Source organism: Rivihabitans pingtungensis, assembly GCF_003201855.1.
Lineage (GTDB): Bacteria > Pseudomonadota > Gammaproteobacteria > Burkholderiales > Aquaspirillaceae > Rivihabitans > Rivihabitans pingtungensis.
In genome coordinates this window covers 200742-224463 of the sequence record NZ_QJKI01000001.1, presented here as the reverse complement: position 1 = coordinate 224463, position 23722 = coordinate 200742, and the positions used below count along the sequence as shown (strand labels likewise).

The window sequence follows — 23722 nt, the reverse complement described above, 5'->3', positions numbered from 1 at the left end:
CGGCCAGGTCAGACGGGCTGACGCGCGTCAGTCGTCCAGTGCTTTCAGCACTCGCTCGGTGATGTCGAAACGGGGGCTGACGTACACCACATCCTGCAAAATCAGGTCAAAGCGTTCGCTGCGCGCCAAGTCACGGATCACCTGGTTGGCGCGCTGCTGGATGGCGGCAAATTCTTCGGTGCGGCGCTGGCCGAATTCCTGGCGGAATTCCAGCTGCTTGGCCTGAAAGTCGCGGTCCAGTGCTTGCAGCTCGCGCTCGCGCGTGCGCCGCTCGGCGTCGGAGAGTTTGCCGGCGTCCAGCGTTTGCTTGAGCTCTCGCGCGCGGCGCGCCATGTCGGCCAGCTCAGCTTCGCGCGGGGCGAATTCGGCTTTCAGGCGCTGCTGCGCTTTCACCGCCGCCGTTGCCTCGCGATAGACCCGCTCGGTATCGACGTAGCCCAGGCGCAGCTCGTCGGCCATGGCCGGTACGGCCAGCCAGAGCATGGCCAGCACCAGACTGGCCATCAGCGCACGCCACAATAAGGCAAGCTTGCTCATCATGGGCTTAGAACGAGGTGCCCAGCGTGAACTGGAAGCGCTCAAGATGGTCGTTGGACTTCTTGTGCAGCGGCTGCGAGAAGCTGAAGCGCATCGGGCCCAGCGGCGACACCCAGGACAAGCCCAGACCGGCCGAGTAGCGCAGGTTATCGCGCCAGGTCAGGCCGCTGTTGAACTGGCCGCCAAACACCGTGCCCACGTCAAAGAAGGTGGACAGGCGCAGGGTTTTGTCGTCGCGCAGCCCCGGGAAGGGGAACAGCACTTCGGCATTGAACACCGCGCGGCGGGTGCCGCCATAGGCGTTGTTGTTTTCATCCTGGGCGCCAATGGTGCCGGATTCAAAACCCCGCACCGAGCTGATGCCGCCCAGGTAGAAGTTTTCGTAGAACGGCAGCTTCTTGCTGGACCAGCTGTTGACCATGCCCAGCTCGCCATTCAGCATCAGCGTCAGGTTTTTGCTCAGCGGGTAGTACCACTGATTGCCTACGCTAAAGCGGTAGTACTGCACATCGCCACCCGGCAGGGCAAACTCAGCGGCAGCTTTGCTTACCGAGCCCTTGGTCGGCCACAGCGCCGAGTCGCGGGTGTCGCGCGCCCAGCTGGCCGAAGCCAGCAGGCTGAAGTTGCTGCTGCTGTACTCGTTGACGAAGTCAACATAGCGCTTGGGGCTGTCGGAGAACAGGCCAATCTTGGTGCGCTCGACGCCGGCACTGAAATTAATGCGATCGAATTCGGTGATCGGCACACCGGCACGCACCATGATGCCGTCGGTTTTGGTCTTGTACTGACCGCGATCCTTCTGGCTGGGGTCGTAAGTCTTGCGGTAGACGTCATAACCCAGGCTGGTGCCATCGACGGTAAAGTACGGGTCGGTGAACGACAGGTTGTAGAACTCGTTCACCTTGTCGGTGTTAAAGCCTGCCGACACGGCCTTGCCCGAACCAAAGAAGTTGGTCTGCGAGATCGACGCGGACAGGGCAAAGCCGTTGTCCTGCGAGAAACCGGCGCCCAACTGCACGCTGCCGGTGGGTTTTTCGGTGACGCTGACATTCACGTCCACCTGGTCAGGCGTGTCGGTGACGGCCGGGGTTTCCACGTTGACGTCGGTGAAGTAGCCCAGCAGGTCCAGACGCTCTTTACTGCGCTTGATTTTCTGGTTGTCGTACCAGCCACTTTCCATCTGGCGCATTTCGCGGCGGATCACTTCGTCGCGGGTGCGGGTGTTGCCGGCCACATTGATGCGGCGCACGTACACACGGCGGCCCGGATCGACAAAGAAGGTGAACGCCACCTGATGTTTGTCCTTGTCCACTTCCGGCACGGCATTGACGTTGGCAAACGCATAGCCGCTGTTGCCCAGCAGGTCGGTGATGGCGCTGACGGTGTCGTTGACCTTGTCGCGGGTGAAGGTTTCACCCGGCTTGATCTGCACCAGCGGCTTGAGGGTGGCTTCCGGCACGGTCAAATCGCCGGCAAAGCGCACGTCCGAGACAGCGTATTTTTCGCCTTCGCTGACGTTGACGGTGATATACACATCCCGCTTGTCCGGGCTGATCGACACCTGGGTGGAGTCGATATTGAACTCGAAGTAACCACGGTTCAGGTAGTAAGAGCGCAGACGCTCCAGGTCACCTTGCAGTTTTTGCTTGGAATACTGGTCGTCGCGGGTCAGCCAGGTCAGCCAGCCCGAGTCGGTCAGGGCGAATTCGTCCAAGAGATCGCCTTCTTTGAAGGCCTTGGTGCCGACGATCTTGATCTGCTTGATGCGCGCAGCCACGCCTTCGTCGATGTCCATGGTGACCGCCACGCGGTTGCGTTCCAGCTTGGTCACCTTGGTGTTGATCTGTACCGAGTATTTGCCCTTGCTGTAATACTGGCGCTTGAGCTCTTGTTCGGCTTGTTCCAGCACCGATTTATCGAACACGCGCGACTCAGCCAGGCCGTTGTCTTTCAGGGCCTTTTTCAGCTGCTTGCTGTCGAATTCTTTCGAGCCGTTGATGTTCAGCTCGGCAATCACCGGTCGCTCGGCGATGGCGACAATCACCACATTGTTTTCGGTTTCGATGCGCACATCGGCAAAAAAACCAGTGGCGAATAGCGCCTTGATGGCGGATTCGGCCTTGTCGTCAGAGAAGGTATCGCCGACCTTGACCGGCAGATAGTTGAATACGGTGCCGGGTTCGGTGCGTTGCAGGCCCTCCACCCGGATATCCTTGATCACGAACGGTTCCGCCGCCCAGGCCAGTGGCGCCAGGGACAGACCCATGATGGAGAGAACTAGTGTCTTGATTTTCATAGAGATTGGCGGTTAACCCGTCACGAGACGTTGAATGTCGTTGAAAAGCGCAAACGTCATCAGGCCAAGCAGCGCGGCCAGCCCGATGCGCTGACCCAGGGCCATGGTGCGTTCGGAAACCGGACGCCCGCGCAATAGCTCGACGGTATAATACATCAAGTGCCCCCCGTCGAGCACCGGAATCGGCAGCAGATTGAGCACAGCCAGGCTGATGCTGATCAGCGCCATGAATTCCAGATACGATTGTGTGCCCTGGCGCGCGCTCTGGCCGGCGTAGTCGGCAATCATCAGCGGGCCGGACAGATTGTCCATCGACAACTGTCCCAAGACCATGCGGCCGATCATGGAAAAGCTGCTCCAGGCAGTGTCCCAGGTTTTTTCCACCGCGTGCGCCAGTGCGCTGATCGGGTCGTCCTGGCGGCTCATGCGCAGGCTATTCATCCAGGCTTCGTCCTGGCGCGGCGCCACATTCAGCCGGCCAAGGCGCTGGCCATCCGGCCCGGCCAGGCTGTCGGGCGTCAAACGCAGCGTCAATTCACGGCCATGACGCGACACGGTCAGCATCAAGGGCTGGCCAGGGTGCTGGCGCACCTGCCGGGAAAAATCCTCCCAGCCGCGCAGCGGCTGGCCATCCAGCGCCAACAGGCGGTCGCCCACTTGCAGGCCGCCGCGCGCGCCAGCGCCATTGGCGTCCACCATGGCGATTTCCGCCAGCGGCCGCGCAGGCGACAGGCCGAGCCGGGCCAGGCCGTGGTTGTCGGCTTCCAGTTCAGCCAGCGCCGCCGGCGGCACGGTCAGTTGTTGCGTGGTGGGTTGGCTTAACGTCAGGGTGATGGCTCTATCCGCCAGGCCTTCCATCAGCGCCAGGCGCAAGTCCTGCCAGCTTTCCACGGCTTCACCATTCACTGCGGCAATCACCTCGCCGCCACGCAGGCCCGCCTGCGCCGCTGGCGAGCCCGGTTGTACCGAACCCACTCCCGGCTTGATCCAGTTGACGCCAGACATGAACAGCGCCATATACAGCAGCACCGCCAGCAGCAGATTGGCCAGCGGGCCGGCGGCGACAATCGCCATGCGCCGGCTGACCGGCTGGGCATTAAAAGCAAGATGGCGCTCGTGCGCCGGCACGTCCATTTCCCTCTCGTCCAGCATCTTGACGTAACCACCCAGCGGAATCGGCGAGATGCTCCATTCGGTGCCGCGCCAGCGCGCGCTGAACAGCGGCCGGCCAAAACCAATGGAAAAACGCAGCACTTTCACGCCGCAACGGCGCGCCACCCAATAGTGGCCAAATTCATGAAAGGTCACCAGCACGCCGATGGCCACGGCAAAGGCGAGAATTGTGCTCAGCATGCCTCAGACCGCCAGTCGGGCGCGACAGAAGGCGCGCACTTCGCCATCGCAGCTCAGCAGCGCCTCGACACTGGCGCAGGGCTGGCCGGCAAAGCGCGCCAGCGCGGCGTCCACCAGGCCGGGGATGCCGGTGAACGGCAGCGCGCCACCCAGGAAGGCGGCGACGGCGATTTCATTGGCGGCGTTGAGCACCGCCGGGGCGTTGCCGCCGGCGTGCAGCGCGTCAAACGCCAGGCGCAGGCAGGGGAAGTTCAGCGTGTCCGGCGCCTCGAAGGTCAGCCCGGACAGGGTGGAGAAATCCAGCGGGGCGACGCCGGCGTCGATGCGCTGCGGCCAGGCCAGGGCATGGGCAATCGGCGTGCGCATGTCCGGCGTGCCCAACTGCGCCACCACCGAGCCATCGCGGTAGCGCACCATCGAGTGAATCACGCTTTGCGGATGCACCACCACTTCGATGGCGTCTGGCGCGGCATTGAACAACCAGCGCGCTTCGATCACTTCCAGGCCCTTGTTCATCAGGGTGGCGGAGTCCACCGAAATCTTGCGGCCCATCACCCAATTGGGGTGTTTCACCGCCATGGCCGGGGTGACATCGGCCAGTTGCTCGGCGCGCCAGCCACGAAATGGCCCGCCGCTGGCGGTCAGCACGATGCGCTCGACGCCGGCAGCGGCCAGATCGCCGCGATAGTCGTCCGGCAGCGACTGGAAAATCGCATTGTGCTCGCTGTCAATCGGCAGCAGCACGCTGCCACTGGCGCGCACCTCGCCCATAAACAGCTCGCCGGCCATCACCAGCGATTCTTTATTGGCCAGCAGCACGCGCTTGCCGGCGCGCACCGCCGCCAGGGTGGGCGGCAGGCCGGCGGCACCGACAATGGCGGCCATCACGGCGTCTACTTCCGGCAGGGTGGCCACCTGCGCCAGCGCCTCGGCGCCGTACAGCACTTCGGTGTCGCAGCCGGCGGCGGCCAGCAGGCCGGACAGCGTGCTGGCCGAGGCGGCGTCCAGCACCACGGCGTAGCGGGGGGCAAAGCGGCGGCATTGCTCGGCCAGCTTGTCCAGTTGCGATTGGCCGGTGAGCGCCACCACGCGAAATTGCTGTGGGTGGCGGCTTACCACGTCGAGGGTGTTGACGCCGATGGTGCCGGTGGCGCCCAGAATAGTCAGGCCTTGCGGGGTCATGTTCAGCAGCTTACATCCATTGGGTGGCAAGGTAACGGGCAGCCTGGCTGACCGCCAGCACGGCGATCAGGCTGTCGATGCGGTCGAGCACGCCGCCGTGGCCGGGCAAGAGCTGGCTACTGTCTTTGACGCCAGCGGCGCGCTTGAACCAGGATTCCAGCAGGTCGCCCACTACGCTGACCGCAGTGAGCGCCCAGCCAGCGGCCAGCCAGCCCCACCACGGCAGAGAAAAATCAAATACGCCGCTGTGACCCACCCACAGCGTATAAATTCCGGTGGCCAGCATGCCGCCGGCCACACCTTCCCAGCTTTTGCCGGGACTGATGGCCGGGGCGAGTTTGTGTTTGCCAAAGGCGCGGCCGGCAAAATAGGCGGCGGTGTCGGCAATCCACACCAGCGCCATCACCGCCAGCAGGGCCGGGCCTTGTTCCGGGCCGGGCCGCCAGGCCAGCAGGGCAAACCAGGCCGGCATCAGCAGCAGCCAGCCCAGCATGGCGGCCTGGTTGCGATCCACCAGCTTCCAGCGCCGCCACAGCCACAGCGGGGCGACCACCAGCCACATCAGCAGTGACAGCACTTGCATGCCTGCACCGGGCATCTGGCCGGTGCAGGCCACGGCGTACATCATCAGGGCAGAAAAACCCAGGTAGCCGATTTGCGCCAGGCCAGTAATATGAAACAAGCGGGTCCATTCCCACAGCGCGGGCAGGATGATCACGGCGGCAAACGCCGGCCAGTAGGGGGCGGGCAGGTAAAACAGCCCGCCGAGCATGAAAGCCACCAGAAATACGGCAGTGATGATGCGGGGAATCAGCATGGTCGGGCCTTGCAGAGCGACACCGGCACAGGCGCCGGCGAATGGGTCATTCCGCCCGGCGCAAGGCCGGGTCGAGTTGTTCGGTGGTGCGGCCAAAGCGGCGTTCGCGCTGGCGATAGGAGTCAATTGCCAGATCCAGCGCGGCGCGGTCGAAATCCGGCCACAGCGTTTGAGTGAAGTGCAGTTCAGTGTAGGCCAGTTGCCAGAGCAGGAAGTTGCTGATGCGTTGCTCGCCGCCCGTGCGGATAAACAAATCCGGCTCGGGGGCGTAGGCCATGGACAGTTGCCCGGCCAAATCCGCCTCGCTGACGCCAGACAAATCGCCATGGCGTTCAACAGCCAGACGCTTGACGGCTTGCAGCACGTCCCAGCGCCCGCCGTAATCGGCGGCGACGGTCAGTGTCAGGCCGCTGTTGGCGGCGGTTTTTTCTTCCGCGCGGGCAATGCGCTCCAGCAGGGCAGGGTTGAAGCGCTCGCTGGCGCCGATGATTTTCAGGCGGATATTGTTGCGGTGCAGGCGCTCGACCTCGCGCTCCAGTACTTGCAGGAACAGCTCCATCAAGAACGACACTTCGTCTTGCGGCCGACGCCAGTTCTCGCTGGAAAAAGCAAACAGGGTGAGGTATTCCACGCCCATTTCGGCGCAGGATTTCACCGTGTTGCGCACGGCTTCCACGCCGCGCTTGTGGCCAGCCACACGCGGCAAAAAGCGTTTTTTCGCCCAACGGCCATTGCCGTCCATGATGATGGCGATGTGGCGCGGCACGGAGGCGACGTCGGGAATGGTCTGCGTGGAGCTGAGAAACAAGGCGGCATCCTGCGGGTAAAAAAGACGGAAAGCGGCAGCGCGATGAGAGCGCGCCGCCGCACTGGGCCGAAGGGTCAGACGGCCATCAGTTCCTTTTCTTTTTCGGCCAGGGCCTTGTCCACTTCGACGATGTATTTGTCGGTCAGCTTCTGGATGTCGTCCTGGGCGCGGCGTTCTTCGTCCTCGGTGATGGACTTGTCTTTCAGCAGGTTTTTGCAGTCGTTGTTGGCGTCGCGGCGGATATTGCGCACCGCCACGCGGGCGTTTTCGGCCTCACCCTTGACCACCTTGGTCAGGTCGCGGCGGCGTTCTTCGGTCAGCGCCGGCATCGGCACGCGGATCACGTCGCCATTGGCGGCCGGGTTCAGGCCCAGGTCAGAGTCACGGATGGCTTTTTCCACCTTGGCGACCATGTTTTTTTCCCAGACTTGCACGCCGATGGTGCGCGCGTCGATCAGGGTGACGTTGCCCACCTGATTCACCGGGGTGGGGTTGCCGTAGTAGTCCACCATCACGTGATCGAGCAGGCCGGTGTGGGCGCGGCCGGTGCGCACCTTGGTCAGGTCGGCCTTGAAGGCGTCCAGGGTTTTTTGCATCTTGCTTTCGGCTTGTTTTTTCACGTCTTGGATCATGGTTGTCAACTCCGGTCTGTCTCGGTTCGCATGGCGCGGGCGGACAGCATGCGCCGCCGCGCCGATTCAAGCTGACGGCATACGCGCCGTCGGGCGATAAACTCAGCAGTGTACGAGAGTGCCCTCGTCTTCGCCAAGCACCACGCGCTTGAGCGCGCCTTGTTTGAAGATGCTGAACACTTTCAGGTCAAACTGCTGGTCACGGCACAGGGCAAAGGCGGTGGCGTCCATCACCTTCAGATTGCGGGCAATCGCCTCGTCAAAGGTCAGGCTCTGGTAGCGCACGGCGTCCGGGTTTTTCTTGGGATCGTCGGTGTACACGCCGTCCACCTTGGTGGCCTTGAGCATCACGTCGGCGCCCATTTCGATGCCGCGCAGCGCAGCGGCGGTGTCGGTGGTGAAGAAGGGGTTGCCGGTGCCTGCGCCAAAAATCACGATTTTACCTTCTTCCAGGTATTGCATGGCCTTGCCGCGCACATAGGGCTCGGCCACCTGCTGCATGGCCAGCGCCGATTGCACGCGCGCCACCAGGCCGGCCTTGCTCATGGCGTCTTTCAGCGCCAGGGCGTTCATCACCGTGGCCAGCATGCCCATATAGTCGGCGGTGGCGCGGTCCATGCCGGAGGCGGCCGGGGCGATGCCGCGGAAGATATTGCCGCCGCCAATCACCACGCCGATTTGCACGCCCAGCTCGGCCACTTGCTTGATTTCGCCGACGATTTGTTCGATCACTTTACGGTTGATGCCGTAGCTGTCTTCGCCCATCAGGGCCTCACCGGACAGTTTGACAAGAATGCGTCGATACATCGGGGTCGGGGTCTGGCTCATGGCGCTTCCTTCTGGATATTCTGGGTGATTCAATCTGTATTCAATCTGGCTTGGCCGGGGAGACTGCGCCCATGGCAAAAAATTCCGGCAATCTCGCCGGCCAAACCCACTGTGCGCGGGGCACAGTTGCAAAAAAGCACCCGCTTGGGGCGGCCGGCGGATGCCGGCAACCCTGCGCCAGGGTGCTTTCCTGTTCAGGAGAAGAACTCCGCTCAGCCCTTGATGGCGGCAGCAGCGGCAGCCACTTCAGCGGCGTAGTCTTCCACTTTCTTCTCGATGCCTTCGCCCACCACGAACATGGTGAAAGCGTTGACAGCGGCTTGGTTGTCTTTCAGCAGCTTTTCCACGGTGATGTCCGGGTTCTTGACGAACTGCTGACCCAGCAGGGTGACTTCAGCCAGGTATTTGTTGATGCGGCCTTCCACCATCTTGGCGACGATGTCAGCCGGCTTGCCGGACTGGGCAGCTTGCTCGGTGTAGATGCGGCGTTCGGTTTCCAGGTTTTCGGCCGGCACTTGCTCTTTGGAAACGCAGATCGGCTTGGAAGCGGCGATGTGCATGGCCACGTCCTTGCCCACTTGCTCTTCGCCGCCAGCCAGGTCAACCAGCACGCCGATCTTGGCGCCGTGCAGGTAAGCGGCCACTTTGCCAGCGGTTTCGTAACGCACGAAACGACGCACGGACATGTTTTCGCCCAGCTTGGCGATCAGCGCCTTGCGGGTTTCTTCCACGGTCGGACCTTCAGCGGTGGCCACGGCGGCCAGGGCTTCGACGTCGGCCGGGTTGCCGGTCACCACGGCTTGAGCAACAGCCTTGGCGAAGGCCACAAAGCCTTCGTCCTTGCCTACGAAGTCGGTTTCGCAGTTGACTTCAACCAGGGCGCCCACTTTGCCGTCGGCGGAGATGAACTGAGCCACCACGCCTTCAGCGGCGGTGCGGCCAGCCAGCTTGGAGGCCTTGGCGCCGGACTTGATGCGCAGCAGCTCTTCAGCAGCCTTCACGTCGCCTTCGGTTTCCACCAGGGCTTTTTTGCATTCCATCATGCCCAGGCCAGTGGCCGCGCGCAGGTCAGCCACCATCTTTGCGGTAATTTCCGCCATGTTTCGCTCCTAAGTGCTTGAACGGGACGCGCCGAGTATGAGGCGACCCGATGACAATCTATAGCATGGATTTGAAAAAGGGGGCTTGCGCCCCCTTTTCGGTCAGGCCGTCGAGAATTACTCAGCGGCAACCGGCTCGGCAGCTGCGGCGGCAGCGACGATTTCCTGGATAGCCTGAGCACGGCCTTCCAGCACGGCGTCGGCGATGCCACGGGCGTACAGACGGATCGCGCGGCTGGAGTCATCGTTACCCGGGATGACGTAGTCGATGCCTTCCGGCGAGTTGTTGGTGTCCACCACGCCGATGACCGGGATGCCCAGCTTCTTGGCTTCCACCACGGCGCCCTTTTGGTAGCCGGTGTCGATCACGAAGATGGCGTCCGGCAGACCCTTCATGTCCTTGATGCCGCCCAGCGAACGCTCGAGCTTTTCCACTTCGCGTTGCAGGTCCAGCAGTTCTTTCTTGGAGTAGCCGCTTTCTTCGCCGCTGGCCAGCAGAGCCATTTTGTCTTCCAGGCGCTTGATGGATTGCTTGACCGTCTTGTAGTTGGTCAGCATGCCACCCAGCCAGCGGTGGTCAACAAACGGCACGCCAGCGCGGGAAGCTTCTTCGCGCACGATTTCACGAGCCTGACGCTTGGTGCCGACGAACAGCACGGTGCCCTTGTTGGCGGCCAGACGACGGATGTAGGTCTGGGCTTCCAGGAACAGCGGCAGGGTCTTTTCCAGGTTGATGATGTGGATCTTGTTGCGGCTGCCGAAGATGTATTGATTCATCTTCGGGTTCCAGAAACGGGTTTGGTGGCCGAAGTGAACGCCGGCTTCCAGCATTTGACGCATGGTGACTGCAGTGGTCATGAAAACTCCTAAAGGGTTAGACCGCCATTCACGCACAGAATCCCGGTCGAAGCGGGACACCCTTTGGCGCGAATGTGAGGATTTTAAATGTTTACCCGCCTACCAATTTTGGTGGGTCAGATAACTTATAAGTTTAGCACGGAATGGCAAAATTGCTCAATAGCCTGTGTGGGCAAGCGCTCAGTCCTCGGACTGGCCGCCGCGCGGGCGGCGCGGCTTGCGCGGGGCAATGTCGCCATTGGCCTTCATCGCCTGCCGACGACGCACGACAAACAGCAGCAGCCACGTTGGAAGTGCGCCGAACAGAATCAGGACGAATATCGTCATCGGCAGTGTGCGCTGGCCCAGCGCAAACATCAGCACCACATACAACCAGCCAATCCAGATGATATACATTGTTAACACCGGCCCATTGGGCAGCAGTCCAATCAGGCCGGCATTGTAGCAGGGCAGGTCAGGCGATCAAGGTGCTGGCGTTGACCCGCGCTAGCAGTTGCGTCAGTGCGGTGTTCACCGTGTGCTGGCGCACGGCGTCGCGGTCGCCGGCAAACACCTCGGAAAAAGCCTTCACCCCATCCGGGCCGGCCAGACCAAACCACACCAGGCCCACTGGCTTGTCGCGGCTGCCGCCGCCCGGGCCGGCAATGCCGCTGACGGCGATGGCCCAGTCGGCGCCGCTGTGCCGGCGCGCGCCCTCGGCCATTTCCCGCACGGTTTGCCCGCTGACCGCGCCATGCGCCATCAGCGTTTCGGCGCGCACGTCCAGCATTTGCTGCTTGGCTTCGTTGGCGTAGCTGACCCAGCCAAAGCCAAACCAGTCCGAGCTGCCGGCAATGGCGGTGAGCGCGCCGGCAATCAGCCCGCCAGTGCAGGATTCGGCGGTGGCGATGCGCTGGCCGCGCTGGCGCAGCGCTTCGCCCAATTGGGCGGCCAGGGTGTGGGTGTCGGTCATGACTGGGCCTTTCTGGCGCGATAGTGGGCAATCAGGGCGTTGGTCGAGGCGTCGTGCGCCAGCGCGGCGCTGGCGTCGGCCAGCTCGGGCTGGATTTGCCGGGCCAGTTGCTTGCCGTATTCCACGCCCCATTGGTCAAACGAATTAATCCCCCAGATCACCCCTTGCACAAACACCTTGTGTTCGTACATGGCCAGCAGCATGCCCAGGGTGTGCGGGGTGATGGCGTCCAGCGCCAGCGTGGTGGACGGCTGGTTGCCGGGGAACAGCTTTTGCGGCAGCAGCATGTCCAGTGTGTCGCCGTCCAGCCCGGCCAACTCGCCCAGCACCTCGGCTTCGGTTTTGCCGCGCATCAGCGCCTCGGTCTGGGCAAAGCAGTTGGCCACCAGCGCTTCGTGGTGGCGGTCCAGCGGATAATGGCTGCGCATCGGCACAATAAAATCACATGGCACCAGCCGGGTGCCCTGATGCAGCAGCTGAAAAAACGCATGCTGGCTGTTCACGCCCACCTCGCCCCAGATCACCGGGCCGGTGTCAAAGTCCAGCGTTTCGCCATAGCGCCCCACCCGCTTGCCGTTGGACTCCATGTCCAGTTGCTGCAAATACGCCGGCAGCCGCGCCAGGCCTTGGTCGTAGGGCATGATGGCGTGGGTGTGGGCGCGGTAAAAGGTGTTGTACCACACGCCCAGCAGGGCAAGAATCACCGGGATGTTCTGCGCGAATGGCGCTTCGAGAAAATGCGCATCCATGCGCCGCGCGCCAGCCAGAAAATCTTCAAACGCCGCCGGGCCGATGGACAGCATCACCGACAGGCCAATCGCCGACCACACCGAATAACGGCCGCCCACCCAATCCCAAAATTCAAACATATTGGCCGGGTCGATGCCAAAGGCGCGCACACGCTCGGTCTGGCTGGAAATCGCCACAAAGTGCCGCGCCACTGCCTCGGCCGGCGCGGCGGCCAGCAGCCAGGCGCGCGCCGCTTCGGCGTTCATCAGCGTTTCTGGCGTGGTGAACGATTTGGAGGCGACAATAAACAAGGTTGTCGCCGGCTCCAGCCCTTCCAGCGCCTGCGCCAGGTGTTGGCCGTCCAGATTGGCGACAAAGCGCATGTCCAGCTGCGCCGCCGCATAGGGGCGCAGCGCGCGGCAGGCCAGCAAGGGCCCCAGGTCCGAGCCGCCAATGCCCAGATTGACCACGGCGCGAATCGGCCGGCCGTCAAAGCCCAGCCAGGCGCCCGAGCGCACCTGCTCGGCAAACGCCGCCATGCGCGCGCGCACCGCCAGCACCTGCGCCATCACCGGCTGGCCGTCCACCTGAAAATCATCGCCAGCCTGGCCGCGCAAGGCCATGTGCAGCACCGCGCGTTTTTCGCTGACATTGATCGCCTCGCCCGCGCGCATGCGCTGACGCCAGTCTTTCAGGTGGGCGGCGTCGGCCAGCTCGAACAGCAGCTCCAGCGTGCGCTCGGTGATGCGGTGTTTGGAGTAATCCATCAGCAGCGGGCCCAGGCTGAGCGAAAAGCGCTGAAAACGCTGCGGGTCGGCGGCAAACAGCTCGCGCATATGCATATGCCGGGTGGCGCGCTGGTGTTGGTGCAGTTTGGCCCAGATGGAAGTATGGTTCAGGTCGTAGTGCCGGGGCTGGGTCATGGGTGTGGTCAAGGCTTTGGGTTGCTTCGGGTGCATCAGGATGCGGATCGGTCTGCCGGTCGCCGGAACAACAGGCGCAGCAGCACATTACCCTAGCATTTTTTGCCGGCTTAAGCCATGGCCTGAATGAGGGTATACCGGCAAATTCCGGGCATGGCCCACCTTGCTGTTTGGTGGGCCGTGGCGAGCTTGTGCCCTCGTTCCCGCTGCTTGACGGTGCTGCGCGCCGTCTGAGCAGCAAGGCTCAGTCGATCTGTCCGCCCTCCAGCACCACAAAGGCCAGGCATTGCGCGCGCTCGTCGCTGATGCTCAGGTGGCAGCGCTGCACGCCGCGCGCCGTCAGCCATTGGGCCAGCTCATCGGCAAACGCCCAGCCCGGCCGGCCCAGCGCATCGTGGGTGACCGCCAGCGCGCCCAGCGTTACCGGCGCGCGCAGGCCCTGGCCGCTGGCTTTGGCGAAGGCTTCTTTGGCGGCAAAGCGCTTGGCCAGCAGCCGGGCGGGCTCCTTGCTGGATTCCCAGTCCGGCCATTCGGCCGGCGACAGGATGCGGCGGGCAAAGCGCTCGCCGTGGCGGTCCAGCGCCGCGCGCATGCGGGCGATGTCCACCAGGTCGGTGCCGATGCCCAGAATCATGCCGCGCGGCGCGCTTCGACCATCAGCGCCTTCATATCGCGCACAGCGCGGTCAAAGCCGGTGAACAGCGCCTGGGCGACGATGGCGTGGCCGATGTTCAGCTCGCGGATTTCGGCAATGGCCGCCACCGGCTGCACATTGTGGTAGTTCAGGCCGTGGCCGGCGTTGACCACCAGGCCCTTGTACACGCCGATTTCCGCCGCGTCGCGGATGCGCGCCAGCTCGCTTTGCCGGGCGGCCTGGCCGATGGCGTCGGCGTAACGGCCGGTGTGCAGCTCCACCACGGGGGCGCCGGCTTCCACGGCGGCGCTGAGCGAGGTTTCCGTCGGGTCGATAAACAGCGACACGCGAATGCCGGCGGCGCTGAGCTGGCGGGTGTAGTCGCGCACCTGGTCAAAATAGCGCTCGACGTCCAGGCCGCCTTCGGTGGTCAGCTCTTCGCGCTTTTCTGGCACCAGGCAGACGTCGTCCGGGCGGATGGCCAGGGCGTGGTCGAGCATTTCCGGGGTGAGCGCCATTTCCAGGTTCATGCGGGTTTTCAGCGCGCGGCGCATCAGGCGCACGTCTTCGTCCTTGATGTGGCGGCGGTCTTCGCGCAGATGCAGGGTGATCAGGTCGGCGCCGGCGGTTTCCGCCACCAGGGCGGCTTCCAGCGGGCTGGGGTAGTTGACGCCACGGGCATTGCGCAGGGTGGCGACGTGGTCGATATTGACGCCCAACAGAATCATGATGTCCTCCACGGTGGGGTGTGGGCGGTGGTGGGCCGCCCGTAATATGGCTGATTTAGCGCTGTTCGCCCTCGCCTGGCGGCGGGTTGGCGCGCGCGCCCAGCTCGGCCAGTTGCGCCATCAGCGCGCGGGTGGCCAGCGGCGGCTCGCCCAGGCAGTGGTCCAGCCACTGGCGGGTGAGCGTGCGCGCGGCGCGCAAGGCGGCCGGGGTGGAAAAATCCCCCTCGGCCAAGGCCAGCAGCGCCGCGCCGGAATACTCGCCGTCCGCGTGGGCGCTGACGCCGGCCGGCAACTGGCAATGATAGCGACATTCGGCGTCCAGCGGCGCGCCGTCCTGGGTGCAGCGCAGGTCGGGCGCGTAGCCCAGCTCGGCCAGCAGGCGCAGCTCAAAGCGGCGCAGCTGGGCGCTGAGCGGCTCGCCCTGGCCGTCGCGCGGGCCCAGCGCGCGGATGGCGCGGGCGTAGTCGGCAAACAGTTCGCTGTGCGGGTCTTCGCGGGCGGTCAGCCGCAGCAGCAGCTCATTCAGATATAGCCCGGCCAGCAGGGGCACGCCGCCCAGCTGCGGCAGGGCGCCTTGCCAGTCGGCGTGGGCCAGGGTTTTGAGCTCGGTTTTGCCAAACCAGCCTACTTTTAAGGGCTGAAACGGCAGCAGCAGGCCGCGCAGCGCGGCGCGCGGGCGCCGGGCGCCGCGCGCCACCACCGACACCCGGCCGTGGTCGCGGGTGAACAGTTCGACAATCAGGCTGGTTTCTTTGTACGGCACGCTGTGCAGCACAAAGGCCGGCTGGTGGTCCACCTTGCCAGGCTGGGACATGGCGGTTTGGCGCTCAGTCCAGGTTAAATTGCTTCAGGAAGCGCACGTCGTCGGCCCAGCCGCTCTTGACCTTGACCCAGACTTCCAGAAACACCTTGCTGTCGAACAGTTTTTCCATATCGGTGCGCGCTTCGGTGGCGATTTTTTTCATGCGCTCGCCGTCGCGGCCAATCAGGATGGCTTTCTGGCCGGGCTTGTCCACCAGTACGGCGGCGTAGATGCGGCGCAGATTGCCTTCGATCTCGAATTTTTCGATTTCCACGTTCATCGAATAGGGCAGTTCTTCGCCCAGGTAGCGGAACAGTTTTTCCCGCACCAGCTCGGCGGCCAGAAAGCGCTCGTTCTTGTCGGTGACCATGTCTTCCGGGTAGAGCGGCACGCTTTGCGGCAGGTGCGGCTCCACCACTTTCAGCAGGGTGTCCAGCCGGTGGCCGTGCTTGGCGCTGACCGAGACGATTTCGGTAAAGTTGAATTCGGCGCTGGCCTTGAGCAGAAAATTGGCCATGTCGGCTTTGTCTTTCAGCCGGTCGGCCTTGTTCACCACCAGAATCACCGGGCGGTGCGCCGGCAAGAGGGCAATCACCTCGCGGTCGGCGTCAGACAGGCGGCCGGCTTCCAGCACAAACAGCACGCAGTCCACATCGGACAGCGAATCCTTGACGCTGCGGTTCAGCGCCTCGTTCAGCGCATTGCGATGGCGGGTTTGAAAGCCCGGGGTATCGACAAAAATATACTGCGCCTTGTCGGTGGTCTGAATGCCGGTGACGCGGTGGCGGGTGGTCTGGGCTTTTTTCGAGGTGATGCTGATCTTCTGGCCGATCAGGTGGTTCATCAGCGTGGATTTGCCGACATTCGGCCGGCCGACAATGGCGACAAAGCCGCAGCGGTAGTCTTCTGGCACATTGGGCGCCAGGCCGGCCAGCGCGGCGTCGATTTGTTCGGGGCTCAGGCCGGCATCGCCAGCTTCTTGGTCTTGGTCGTGGTCTTGCATGGTGTCAGTTCTTTCGCGGGGCGTTGTGGCGGGCCTGGGCGTCCAGCGCCTCCAGCGCGCGTTCTGCGGCTTGTTGCTCGGCGGCGCGGCGGCTGCCGCCCTGGCCCTGGGTGCAAATGCCGATTTCGGCCAGGTCGCAACAGACGCGGAAGGATTGTTCGTGGGCCTCGCCGGTCTGGTCGAGGATGGTGTAGCGCGGCAGGCTGTAACGCTTGGCTTGCAGGGCTTCCTGCAGGCGGGTTTTGGCGTCTTTGGCGTGCTTGTTCGGGTCGATGGCGGTGATCCGCGAATGGTAGAGCTGGCGCACCACGGCTTCGGCCTGGTTGAAGTCGGCGTCAAAGCTGACGGCGGCGAACAGCGCTTCCAGCGCATCGGCCAGAATCGAGGCGCGGTCGTGGCCGCCGCTTTTCAGCTCGCCTTCGCCCAGAAACAGGCAGTCGCCAATGCTCAGCTCGCGGGCGATATCGGCCAGCGTGCTCTGGTTGACCAGATTGGCGCGCAGCCGCGACAGTTCGCCTTCGCTGAGCTGGGTGAAGCGGTCGTAGAGCATGCGCGCCACGGTGTAGTTCAGGATGCTGTCGCCAATGAATTCAAAGCGTTCGTTATTGGTGGCGCTGTAGCTGCGGTGGGTCAGCGCCTGGCGCAGCAGTTGCGGTTGGCGAAACGCATGGCCCAGCCGGCGCGACAGCCGGTCAAGGTTGAGGGGATGAGTCACTGCCTGAGTCTGCCTTAGCGGTGCGAGTCAAAAAAATGGAAAACGCCGGGGGCTGCGCCGCCGGCGGCAAGAATGGGTATTGTAGCTGGACATGGGCGTGTTGGCGCGGTTTGTCCGCGTTTGCGCGAAAACCGGGTTCGCCCCGCACTTGCGCCAACTGCGCGCATACAGGGCGGAGAGCGGGCCCCGGTTTTCTGCAATGCGTGTTTCTGTGATGCTTGGCGCGCTACAGGGGACGGCGCCTTAGCCTGATTGCGCGGCGCTTACTGAATCCGGTGGCCAATGCGGCCGAATTCGCCCAGATTCATCCACACCATAAACGCCTTGCCCACCAGCAGTTTGTCTTCCACAAAGCCCCAGTAGCGGCCGTCGTGGCTGTTGTCGCGGTTGTCGCCCAGCATCAGGTACTGGCCAGCGGGGACTTTGCAAGTAAAGCCGCGTTCGTCGTACTGGCAGTGCTCGCGGCCGGGGAAGTCGGCCACGGCGGGGGTGAACACGCTGGGTTTGCCGTCTTCGTGCAGCACATGGTAGCCCTGGCCGTCCGGGGTTTGCTCTTTCAGCCGGCGGGTTTGCACCATGCTGGCGCCTTTGCCGGTTTCCACATAGCTGTAGGCGCCGTCTTCTTGCAGCGGCAGGGCTTTGCCGTTGATGCTCAGCTGTTTGTCGCGATAGCTCACCGTGTCGCCAGGCAGGCCGATGACGCGCTTGATGAAGTTCACTTTCGGGTCAGGCGGAAAATTGAACACCACCACGTCGCCGTGCTGCACTTGGCCGACCGGGATCAGCACATTGTTGATGATCGGGGTGCGCACGCCGTAGGCGAATTTGTTGACCAGGATGAAATCCCCCACCACCAGGCCGGGGCGCATGGACGAGGACGGGATTTGAAACGGCTCGACCAGAAAGGCGCGCAGCATGAACACGGCCAGCATGATGGGGAAAAAGCTCTTGGCGTATTCCACATAATGCGGCTCCAGCGCGCCGCCATCGCGGCGCGGGGCCAGCAGCCAGCGGTTGGCGGCGGTGATCACGCCGGTCACCAGCACGAACACCAGCATCACCGCCGAGAAGCTCAGCCACTGGGCCAACAGGCCAAAGCCGCCCAGCACCAGGGCCAGGTAGCCGGCTTGCACGCCCATGGGCTGGTCTTTGTCGCCGGCTTGTTTTTTCGCCGAGGTGGCGATCAGGATCGGGCCGAGCACGGTGAGCACGGCAAAAATCACGGTCCAGTTCATCAGTGTCCTTACGGTTGCGGCGCGGGCGGGCGTGAGCCCGCGCGGTTATTTGTCGCTGACCTGCAAGATGGCCAGGAAGGCGGCCTGCGGGATTTCCACATTGCCCACCTGCTTCATGCGCTTCTTGCCGGCTTTTTGTTTTTCCAGCAGCTTTTTCTTACGGGTGATGTCGCCGCCGTAGCACTTGGCCAGCACGTTCTTGCGCAGGGCCTTGATGGTTTCCCGGGCAATGATGTGGCTGCCGATGGTGGCTTGCACGGCGATGTCGAACATCTGGCGCGGAATCAGCTCGCGCATTTTCGACGCCAGTTCACGGCCACGGTACACGCTGGTGGAGCGGTGCACGATCAGGCTCAGGGCGTCCACTTTCTCGCCATTGACCATGATGTCGAGTTTGACCAGATCAGACGGCTGGAATTCCTTGAACTCGTAATCCAGCGAGGCGTAGCCACGGCTGGTGGACTTGAGCTTGTCAAAGAAGTCCATCACCACTTCGTTCATCGGCATGTCGTAGGTCAGCATCACCTGACGGCCCATGTATTGCATATTGCGCTGCACGCCGCGCTTTTGGTTGCACAGCGTCATCACCGCACCCACATAGTCCTGCGGCACCAGGATGGTGGAGGTGATGATGGGTTCGCGGATTTCCTGAATCTTGCCCAGGTCCGGCAGCTTGGACGGGTTTTCCACCTCGATCTGCTCGCCGTCCTTCATCACCACTTCGTAGACCACGGTCGGCGCGGTGGTGATGAGGTCCATGTCATATTCGCGCTCCAGCCGCTCCTGGACGATTTCCAGGTGCAACAGGCCCAAAAAGCCGCAGCGGAAGCCAAAGCCCAGCGCTTGCGAGACTTCCGGCTCAAAGTTCAGCGCGGCGTCGTTCAGCTGGAGTTTTTCCAGCGCGTCGCGCAGCGCGTCGTAGTCGTGGCTTTCCACCGGGTAGAGGCCGGCAAACACCTGCGACTTGGCTTCCTTGAAGCCGGGCAGCGCCTCGCTGGCCGGGTTGTTCACCAGGGTGAGCGTATCGCCCACCTTGGCGGATTTCAGCTCTTTGATGCCGGCGATGATAAAGCCCACCTCACCGGCGCGCAGCTCGGTGCGCGATTCGGATTTCGGGGTGAACACGCCCACTTGCTCGCACAGATGCTGAGCCTGGGTGGACATGAACAAAATCTTGTCCTTGGGGCGCAGCACGCCATCCACCACGCGCACCAGCATCACCACGCCGACGTAGTTGTCGAACCACGAGTCCACAATCAGCGCCTTCAGCGGGCCATCCGGATTGCCTTCTGGCGCCGGGATTTTCTGCACCACGGTTTCCAGAATGTCTTCGATGCCGATGCCGCTCTTGGCCGAGGCGCGCACCGCGTCGGTGGCTTCGATGCCGATGATGTCTTCGATTTCTTCGCACACGCGCTCGGGTTCGGCGGCTGGCAGGTCGATCTTGTTCAGCACCGGCACCACTTCCACGCCCAGATCCAGCGCGGTGTAGCAGTTGGCCACGGTTTGCGCTTCGACGCCTTGCGAGGCGTCCACCACCAGCAGCGCGCCTTCGCAGGCGGACAGCGAGCGGCTGACTTCGTAGCTGAAGTCCACGTGGCCGGGGGTGTCGATCAGGTTGAGGTTGTACACCTGGCCATCGCGCGCCTTGTAGCGCAGCGCAGCAGTCTGCGCCTTGATGGTGATGCCGCGCTCGCGCTCGATGTCCATCGAGTCAAGCACCTGGGCATCCATCTCGCGGTCGGACAAGCCGCCGCAATACTGGATGAATCGGTCGGCCAGGGTCGATTTACCGTGGTCAATGTGGGCAATAATGGAGAAGTTGCGGATATGCTTCATGGCGGGTCGGGATAGAAAGGCCGCGCCGGCCCGTGGGCTGGACGCGTCCCCGGCGCGCTGGGCGCCATGGATGGTTGAATGGCGGCGATTCTAGCCGATTTCGGCCAGCACTGCATCCAGTCGCGCGGCATCCAGATGGTAATGGCAGATTTCTGTGTCGCCATGCATCAATACCGGCACCAGTTCGTCAAAGCGTTCGACCAGCGCCGGGTCGTTGTCCACGTCGATCACCTCCAGGGTGAAGCCGTGTTGCTGCTGATACGGGCGCAGGGCGTCGCGCATGGCGTGGCACAGGCTGCAATATTCACGAAAGTACAAAGTCAGGTGCATGGCGGGCTCGGCAATCAGGGAAAAACAGGCCCGCCATGGGCGGGCCATGGCGGGCGGCGGGGCGGGTTTATTTTTCGGCCACCGGCACGGCAACAAACAGCGTGTTGCCGTCACGAATCAGACGCAGCGCCAGGGTGTCGCCGGCTTTGGCGGCGGCCACCTGCTCGCGGAACTGCTCGGCGCTGGTCAGCGTGCTGTTGTTGACGCCGACAATCACATCGCCAGGTTGCACACCCGCGCGGGCGGCCAGGCCTTGCACGCGCTGCACCATCAGGCCGTAAGAGATGCGCAGGGCGCGCAGTTGCGCCGGGCTCAGCTCGCTCAAGCTCATGTTCAGCCCGGTCAGCGCGGGTGCGGCGTTGGGTTGGCGGTTGCGCCCTTGGCGCTCGCTGGCTTGCTCGCTCATTTCATTCGGGGTGACCGTCAGCGTACGGCTGGCCTTGTTGCGCCAGATTTCCAGCGCCAGCGGCTGGCCAGGGCGTGCGCTGCTGATCAGCCGCGCCATATCGCTGGCGTTTTCTACTGGTTTGCCGCCCACTTGCAGCATAATATCACCAGATTTCAGGCCCGCTTTGTCGGCCGGGCTGCCGGGCTGCACGCTGTTGATCAGCGCGCCGCTGGGGCGGCTCAGGCCAAATGAGGCGGCCAGATCGCGGCTGAGCTCTTGCACCGAGACGCCAATCACCGCGCGGCTGACCCGGCCATGCGCCTTGAGCTGGTCGGCCACCTGCATGGCGACATCAATCGGGATGGCGAAAGAAATGCCCATAAAGCCGCCGGAACGGCTGTAAATCTGCGAGTTGATGCCCACCACCTGGCCATCCAGATTGAACAGCGGCCCGCCGGAATTCCCCGGATTCACCGCCACATCGGTCTGGATAAACGGCACATAGGCGTCGCCCGGCAGCTGGCGGCCCTTGGCCGAGACAATGCCGGCAGTCACTGAATTGTCAAAACCAAACGGCGAGCCAATCGCCACTACCCATTCGCCCGGCTTGAGCAGGGAGGGGTTGCCCAGGCTGACGGTGGGCAGGCTGTGGCCGTCGATTTTCAGCACGGCCACATCGGTGCGGGTGTCGGCGCCGACCAATTTGGCCTTGTATTCGCGCTTGTCAGTGGTGCTGACGGTGATTTCATCGGCCTTGGCCACCACATGGGCGTTGGTCATGATGTAGCCGTCGGCAGAAATCAAAAAGCCCGAGCCCAGCGAGCTTTGCTGTTGCTCGCGCGGCTGGCCGCCGCCGGGCACGCCAAAGCGGCGGAAGAATTCCGAAAACAAATCATTGGCGGCGTCATCGCCAAATGGGCCGGCCACGGTCTTGACCGTTTGCGTGGTGCTGATATTGACCACGGTGCGGCCCTGGCTTTCCACCAGGCGGGTAAAGTCGGGTAAATCGCGGGCGGCGTGGGCCACGGCGCTGAGCAACATGCCCACAGTCAGCGTCAGGCTGACCAGTCGCCGGGAGAGCGTGCGTGTTGACATGAGGAGACGTTCCGAGCAGTTGAGGAAGGTTGAGAAAGCAAACGGGTAATCACCGGCCGATGGGCGTCCAGGCCGGCGGCGCGGCGGGCGTGCCAGGCCAGCGCCAGCAGGCTGGCGGCCAGGCCCAGGCCCGACAGCGCCATCGACCAGCCCTCGCCCAGCGGCGCGCCCAGCAAGGCGCCGGCCAGCAGGGCGGCCAGCGGCGCGCCATACAGCAACAGCGCGCTGTGGCGCACGCTGTCGGCGCGGGCGGCCACCACCACCCAGTCGCCCGCTTGCGCGGACAAAGGGTTGGCCACGGCAAACGCCGATTGGCCGGTGTGAAACGCGCGCGCCAGGCTCAGCGAGCGGCAGCCGCGCTGTGGGTCGCAGTGCCCGCACGGGGTGTGCGGGCGCAGCTCCACCCAGGCTTGCTCACCGTCGCAGCGTAGCACGCGGGCTTCAGCTTCGATCATGGCTTGAGTTGCACCGAGTTGGCAATCGACTGAATGGTGGCGTCAGGCAGATCGCCCACCACCGTTACCAGGGTGTCGCCCACCGGCCGGCTGTAGGCGCGCAGCGCGCCACGAGCAAAATACCCGGCCAGGCGTGAACGGTTGGCGGCCACCCCCGGCTCGATGAACACCGAGAAACTGGCCAGGCCGTCGCTATACACCAAGTGGCGCACCGGTTGGCTGCGTCCGCTCATGGTGCGGCGCACATCGCGCAACAGACGAAAGCCCGCTGGTGTGACTTTGATCTCCGGGCGGTCGGCGCGGCCGTCCTCCAGATTGCCGCCGGCCGGCATGATCGGATGCTGCTGGTCGAAGGTGGGGCGAAACGCGTTTTTATCGCGCACAGGGCCGATGCTGAGCTGGCTGAAGGTGAATTGCTCGATCACTTCGCGCCGGCCGTTGATTACGCTGATGCGTAGCGGCAGGCTGGTTTTGTCTTCGATGCAAAAGTGATACGCATAGCGAGCATTGTCACGCGGCTCCAGGACTGTCCAGTTGCAGTCGTAGCCGGCCACGCGATCGTGTTCCAGTTGGCGTACGCTGTACACCGTGGTCAGCTCGGCAGGATTATCCGGCAGCAGTTCCGGAAACATGCGCTGGGTGGAGAGCTTGGCCTCGGCCAGCGCATGGGTATCGGCACCGTAGGCAGTCAGCTCATTGCCCTGGCGGATCAACTCCCAGCGCACACCGTCCAGTGATTCGCGCTTTTCCCGCCAGATACCGCCTTCGTGGCTGTGCGCCAGCCGGTAGGACTCCACCGAGCCGCCCACTTGATGCAGATATACGCCCGCATAGCTTTGCTGGCGCACTGCGCCGACATAGCGCTTGAGCAGTTGCTGAGCCTCGCCGTCGGGCAATACCGAAGCCGCCCAGGCCGGCGCCATCGCCAGCCAGGCCGTCCATGCCAAAACCTGTCTGTGCATCAACGACGGCCCTCACTGCTGTACGAAGCCGTCATCAGATACGGATTAGACACCGACTCTTGATGCGCCTGCATATACGGGTTATTGGCCGGCGCTTCCGGGGCGGCCGGCGCCATGGCCAGCGTTTGCACGGCCTCGGGCGCCGGCGTGCTGAGCACGGCACTGGCCAGTTGTGCGTCTTCGCTGAGGTTGTCCGACTGCACGCCGACAATCACCGCCACCAGCGCAGCACTGGCTGCCAGGGCCAGACTGACCCAGCGTGAAGCGCGGCGGTTGCGGCTGGCCGGTTGCGGCAGGGCGGCTGGAGCCAGCACGGTGGGCTCGTCGGCCAGACGTGCATGCACGGCGGCGGTGATGTTGATGTCCAGTTGACGGTTCTGGCGCATGGCATCGCCAATCAGGTGATAGTGGTCCCAGCCATCCTGCAGCTCGGTATCGGCTTTCAGCCGCGCCAGCAGGGCGTCACCCTCTTTGCCGTCCAACTCACCATCCACCAGCGCAGAGAATTGTTCGTTCATGCT

25 protein-coding genes are annotated in these 23722 nt (G+C 63.5%); all 25 read right to left on the bottom strand.

From position 1 onward, the window contains the following. Positions 1-27 precede the first annotated feature (27 nt). A complete protein-coding gene (locus DFR34_RS00990) occupies positions 28-540 on the bottom strand; it encodes an OmpH/Skp family outer membrane protein (RefSeq protein WP_245906778.1) in 513 nt (170 codons plus the stop codon). A 4-nt stretch (positions 541-544) separates the two neighbouring features. Then, complete coding sequence (gene bamA, locus DFR34_RS00985) at positions 545-2803, bottom strand: outer membrane protein assembly factor BamA (protein ID WP_245906777.1); 2259 nt, start codon at positions 2801-2803, stop codon at positions 545-547. Positions 2804-2845: 42 nt separating this feature from the next. Next, complete coding sequence (gene rseP / locus DFR34_RS00980) at positions 2846-4186, bottom strand: RIP metalloprotease RseP (RefSeq protein WP_245906776.1); 1341 nt, start codon at positions 4184-4186, stop codon at positions 2846-2848. A 3-nt stretch (positions 4187-4189) separates the two neighbouring features. Next, entirely contained in the window at positions 4190-5368 is a 1179-nt protein-coding gene (gene ispC, locus DFR34_RS00975) for a 1-deoxy-D-xylulose-5-phosphate reductoisomerase (RefSeq protein WP_110389277.1), read from the bottom strand. A gap of 10 nt (positions 5369-5378) precedes the next feature. Then, the gene (locus DFR34_RS00970) at positions 5379-6185 is read right to left on the bottom strand and encodes a phosphatidate cytidylyltransferase (RefSeq protein ID WP_110389276.1); all 807 of its coding nucleotides are present in this window, start codon (positions 6183-6185) and stop codon (positions 5379-5381) included. Positions 6186-6231: 46 nt separating this feature from the next. Then, the gene (gene uppS, locus DFR34_RS00965; RefSeq protein ID WP_211309248.1) at positions 6232-6993 is read right to left on the bottom strand and encodes an undecaprenyl pyrophosphate synthase; all 762 of its coding nucleotides are present in this window, start codon (positions 6991-6993) and stop codon (positions 6232-6234) included. A gap of 74 nt (positions 6994-7067) precedes the next feature. Continuing rightward, positions 7068-7625 carry a ribosome recycling factor gene (frr, locus tag DFR34_RS00960; RefSeq protein ID WP_110389275.1) on the bottom strand — a complete coding sequence of 186 codons (558 nt, stop codon included), beginning with the start codon at positions 7623-7625 and terminating at the stop codon, positions 7068-7070. Positions 7626-7727: 102 nt separating this feature from the next. Continuing rightward, entirely contained in the window at positions 7728-8453 is a 726-nt protein-coding gene (gene pyrH / locus DFR34_RS00955; protein ID WP_110389274.1) for a UMP kinase, read from the bottom strand. A gap of 212 nt (positions 8454-8665) precedes the next feature. Next, positions 8666-9553, bottom strand: coding sequence for a translation elongation factor Ts (tsf, locus tag DFR34_RS00950; RefSeq protein ID WP_110389273.1), 888 nt, complete (start codon positions 9551-9553; stop codon positions 8666-8668). Between the two features lie 117 nt (positions 9554-9670). Beyond that, positions 9671-10411 carry a 30S ribosomal protein S2 gene (gene rpsB / locus DFR34_RS00945; RefSeq protein ID WP_110389272.1) on the bottom strand — a complete coding sequence of 247 codons (741 nt, stop codon included), beginning with the start codon at positions 10409-10411 and terminating at the stop codon, positions 9671-9673. Between the two features lie 180 nt (positions 10412-10591). Beyond that, a complete protein-coding gene (locus DFR34_RS00940; protein WP_110389271.1) occupies positions 10592-10807 on the bottom strand; it encodes a hypothetical protein in 216 nt (71 codons plus the stop codon). A gap of 58 nt (positions 10808-10865) precedes the next feature. Continuing rightward, a complete protein-coding gene (locus DFR34_RS00935) occupies positions 10866-11363 on the bottom strand; it encodes a CinA family protein (RefSeq protein ID WP_110389270.1) in 498 nt (165 codons plus the stop codon). Beyond that, positions 11360-13015, bottom strand: coding sequence for a glucose-6-phosphate isomerase (gene pgi / locus DFR34_RS00930; RefSeq protein WP_110389464.1), 1656 nt, complete (start codon positions 13013-13015; stop codon positions 11360-11362). Before pgi ends, DFR34_RS00935 begins: the two co-directional genes overlap by 4 nt. A gap of 244 nt (positions 13016-13259) precedes the next feature. Continuing rightward, positions 13260-13649: a holo-ACP synthase gene (acpS, locus tag DFR34_RS00925; RefSeq protein WP_110389269.1), complete on the bottom strand. Its 390-nt coding sequence runs from the start codon at positions 13647-13649 to the stop codon at positions 13260-13262. Continuing rightward, complete coding sequence (gene pdxJ / locus DFR34_RS00920) at positions 13646-14377, bottom strand: pyridoxine 5'-phosphate synthase (RefSeq protein WP_110389463.1); 732 nt, start codon at positions 14375-14377, stop codon at positions 13646-13648. Before pdxJ ends, acpS begins: the two co-directional genes overlap by 4 nt. A gap of 55 nt (positions 14378-14432) precedes the next feature. Next, positions 14433-15191, bottom strand: a complete 759-nt coding sequence (gene recO, locus DFR34_RS00915) for a DNA repair protein RecO (protein WP_110389268.1) — start codon at positions 15189-15191, stop codon at positions 14433-14435. Between the two features lie 13 nt (positions 15192-15204). Then, complete coding sequence (gene era, locus DFR34_RS00910) at positions 15205-16182, bottom strand: GTPase Era (RefSeq protein WP_110389267.1); 978 nt, start codon at positions 16180-16182, stop codon at positions 15205-15207. A 4-nt stretch (positions 16183-16186) separates the two neighbouring features. Further along, complete coding sequence (rnc, locus tag DFR34_RS00905; RefSeq protein WP_110389266.1) at positions 16187-16897, bottom strand: ribonuclease III; 711 nt, start codon at positions 16895-16897, stop codon at positions 16187-16189. A 263-nt stretch (positions 16898-17160) separates the two neighbouring features. After that, positions 17161-18132, bottom strand: coding sequence for a signal peptidase I (lepB, locus tag DFR34_RS00900; RefSeq protein WP_110389265.1), 972 nt, complete (start codon positions 18130-18132; stop codon positions 17161-17163). 45 nt (positions 18133-18177) lie between these two features. Further along, positions 18178-19971 carry a translation elongation factor 4 gene (lepA, locus tag DFR34_RS00895; RefSeq protein ID WP_110389264.1) on the bottom strand — a complete coding sequence of 598 codons (1794 nt, stop codon included), beginning with the start codon at positions 19969-19971 and terminating at the stop codon, positions 18178-18180. Between the two features lie 90 nt (positions 19972-20061). After that, a complete protein-coding gene (locus tag DFR34_RS00890; RefSeq protein ID WP_110389263.1) occupies positions 20062-20301 on the bottom strand; it encodes a glutaredoxin family protein in 240 nt (79 codons plus the stop codon). A 67-nt stretch (positions 20302-20368) separates the two neighbouring features. Beyond that, complete coding sequence (locus DFR34_RS00885; protein ID WP_110389262.1) at positions 20369-21784, bottom strand: DegQ family serine endoprotease; 1416 nt, start codon at positions 21782-21784, stop codon at positions 20369-20371. Beyond that, complete coding sequence (locus DFR34_RS00880) at positions 21745-22239, bottom strand: SoxR reducing system RseC family protein (protein WP_110389261.1); 495 nt, start codon at positions 22237-22239, stop codon at positions 21745-21747. The genes DFR34_RS00885 and DFR34_RS00880 overlap by 40 nt, the downstream gene beginning before the upstream one ends. Further along, positions 22236-23201 carry a MucB/RseB C-terminal domain-containing protein gene (locus DFR34_RS00875; protein ID WP_110389260.1) on the bottom strand — a complete coding sequence of 322 codons (966 nt, stop codon included), beginning with the start codon at positions 23199-23201 and terminating at the stop codon, positions 22236-22238. Before DFR34_RS00875 ends, DFR34_RS00880 begins: the two co-directional genes overlap by 4 nt. After that, positions 23201-23719 carry a sigma-E factor negative regulatory protein gene (locus DFR34_RS00870; protein WP_110389259.1) on the bottom strand — a complete coding sequence of 173 codons (519 nt, stop codon included), beginning with the start codon at positions 23717-23719 and terminating at the stop codon, positions 23201-23203. Before DFR34_RS00870 ends, DFR34_RS00875 begins: the two co-directional genes overlap by 1 nt. Between the last annotated feature and the right edge of the window lie 3 nt (positions 23720-23722).

Excerpts from the sequence above, each read along its gene's own strand:
- DFR34_RS00990 (WP_245906778.1), bottom strand. The coding sequence starts at position 540 with ATGATGAGCAAGCTTGCCTTATTGTGGCGTGCGCTGATGGCCAGTCTG.
- bamA (WP_245906777.1), bottom strand. The coding sequence starts at position 2,803 with ATGGGTCTGTCCCTGGCGCCACTGGCCTGGGCGGCGGAACCGTTCGTG.
- rseP (WP_245906776.1), bottom strand. The coding sequence starts at position 4,186 with ATGCTGAGCACAATTCTCGCCTTTGCCGTGGCCATCGGCGTGCTGGTG.
- ispC (WP_110389277.1), bottom strand. The coding sequence starts at position 5,368 with ATGACCCCGCAAGGCCTGACTATTCTGGGCGCCACCGGCACCATCGGC.
- DFR34_RS00970 (WP_110389276.1), bottom strand. The coding sequence starts at position 6,185 with ATGCTGATTCCCCGCATCATCACTGCCGTATTTCTGGTGGCTTTCATG.
- frr (WP_110389275.1), bottom strand. The coding sequence starts at position 7,625 with ATGATCCAAGACGTGAAAAAACAAGCCGAAAGCAAGATGCAAAAAACC.
- pyrH (WP_110389274.1), bottom strand. The coding sequence starts at position 8,453 with ATGAGCCAGACCCCGACCCCGATGTATCGACGCATTCTTGTCAAACTG.
- tsf (WP_110389273.1), bottom strand. The coding sequence starts at position 9,553 with ATGGCGGAAATTACCGCAAAGATGGTGGCTGACCTGCGCGCGGCCACT.
- rpsB (WP_110389272.1), bottom strand. The coding sequence starts at position 10,411 with ATGACCACTGCAGTCACCATGCGTCAAATGCTGGAAGCCGGCGTTCAC.
- DFR34_RS00940 (WP_110389271.1), bottom strand. The coding sequence starts at position 10,807 with ATGTATATCATCTGGATTGGCTGGTTGTATGTGGTGCTGATGTTTGCG.
- DFR34_RS00935 (WP_110389270.1), bottom strand. The coding sequence starts at position 11,363 with ATGACCGACACCCACACCCTGGCCGCCCAATTGGGCGAAGCGCTGCGC.
- pgi (WP_110389464.1), bottom strand. The coding sequence starts at position 13,015 with ATGACCCAGCCCCGGCACTACGACCTGAACCATACTTCCATCTGGGCC.
- acpS (WP_110389269.1), bottom strand. The coding sequence starts at position 13,649 with ATGATTCTGGGCATCGGCACCGACCTGGTGGACATCGCCCGCATGCGC.
- pdxJ (WP_110389463.1), bottom strand. The coding sequence starts at position 14,377 with ATGATTCTGTTGGGCGTCAATATCGACCACGTCGCCACCCTGCGCAAT.
- recO (WP_110389268.1), bottom strand. The coding sequence starts at position 15,191 with ATGTCCCAGCCTGGCAAGGTGGACCACCAGCCGGCCTTTGTGCTGCAC.
- era (WP_110389267.1), bottom strand. The coding sequence starts at position 16,182 with ATGCAAGACCACGACCAAGACCAAGAAGCTGGCGATGCCGGCCTGAGC.
- lepB (WP_110389265.1), bottom strand. The coding sequence starts at position 18,132 with ATGAACTGGACCGTGATTTTTGCCGTGCTCACCGTGCTCGGCCCGATC.
- lepA (WP_110389264.1), bottom strand. The coding sequence starts at position 19,971 with ATGAAGCATATCCGCAACTTCTCCATTATTGCCCACATTGACCACGGT.
- DFR34_RS00890 (WP_110389263.1), bottom strand. The coding sequence starts at position 20,301 with ATGCACCTGACTTTGTACTTTCGTGAATATTGCAGCCTGTGCCACGCC.
- DFR34_RS00885 (WP_110389262.1), bottom strand. The coding sequence starts at position 21,784 with ATGTCAACACGCACGCTCTCCCGGCGACTGGTCAGCCTGACGCTGACT.
- DFR34_RS00880 (WP_110389261.1), bottom strand. The coding sequence starts at position 22,239 with ATGATCGAAGCTGAAGCCCGCGTGCTACGCTGCGACGGTGAGCAAGCC.
- DFR34_RS00875 (WP_110389260.1), bottom strand. The coding sequence starts at position 23,201 with ATGCACAGACAGGTTTTGGCATGGACGGCCTGGCTGGCGATGGCGCCG.
- DFR34_RS00870 (WP_110389259.1), bottom strand. The coding sequence starts at position 23,719 with ATGAACGAACAATTCTCTGCGCTGGTGGATGGTGAGTTGGACGGCAAA.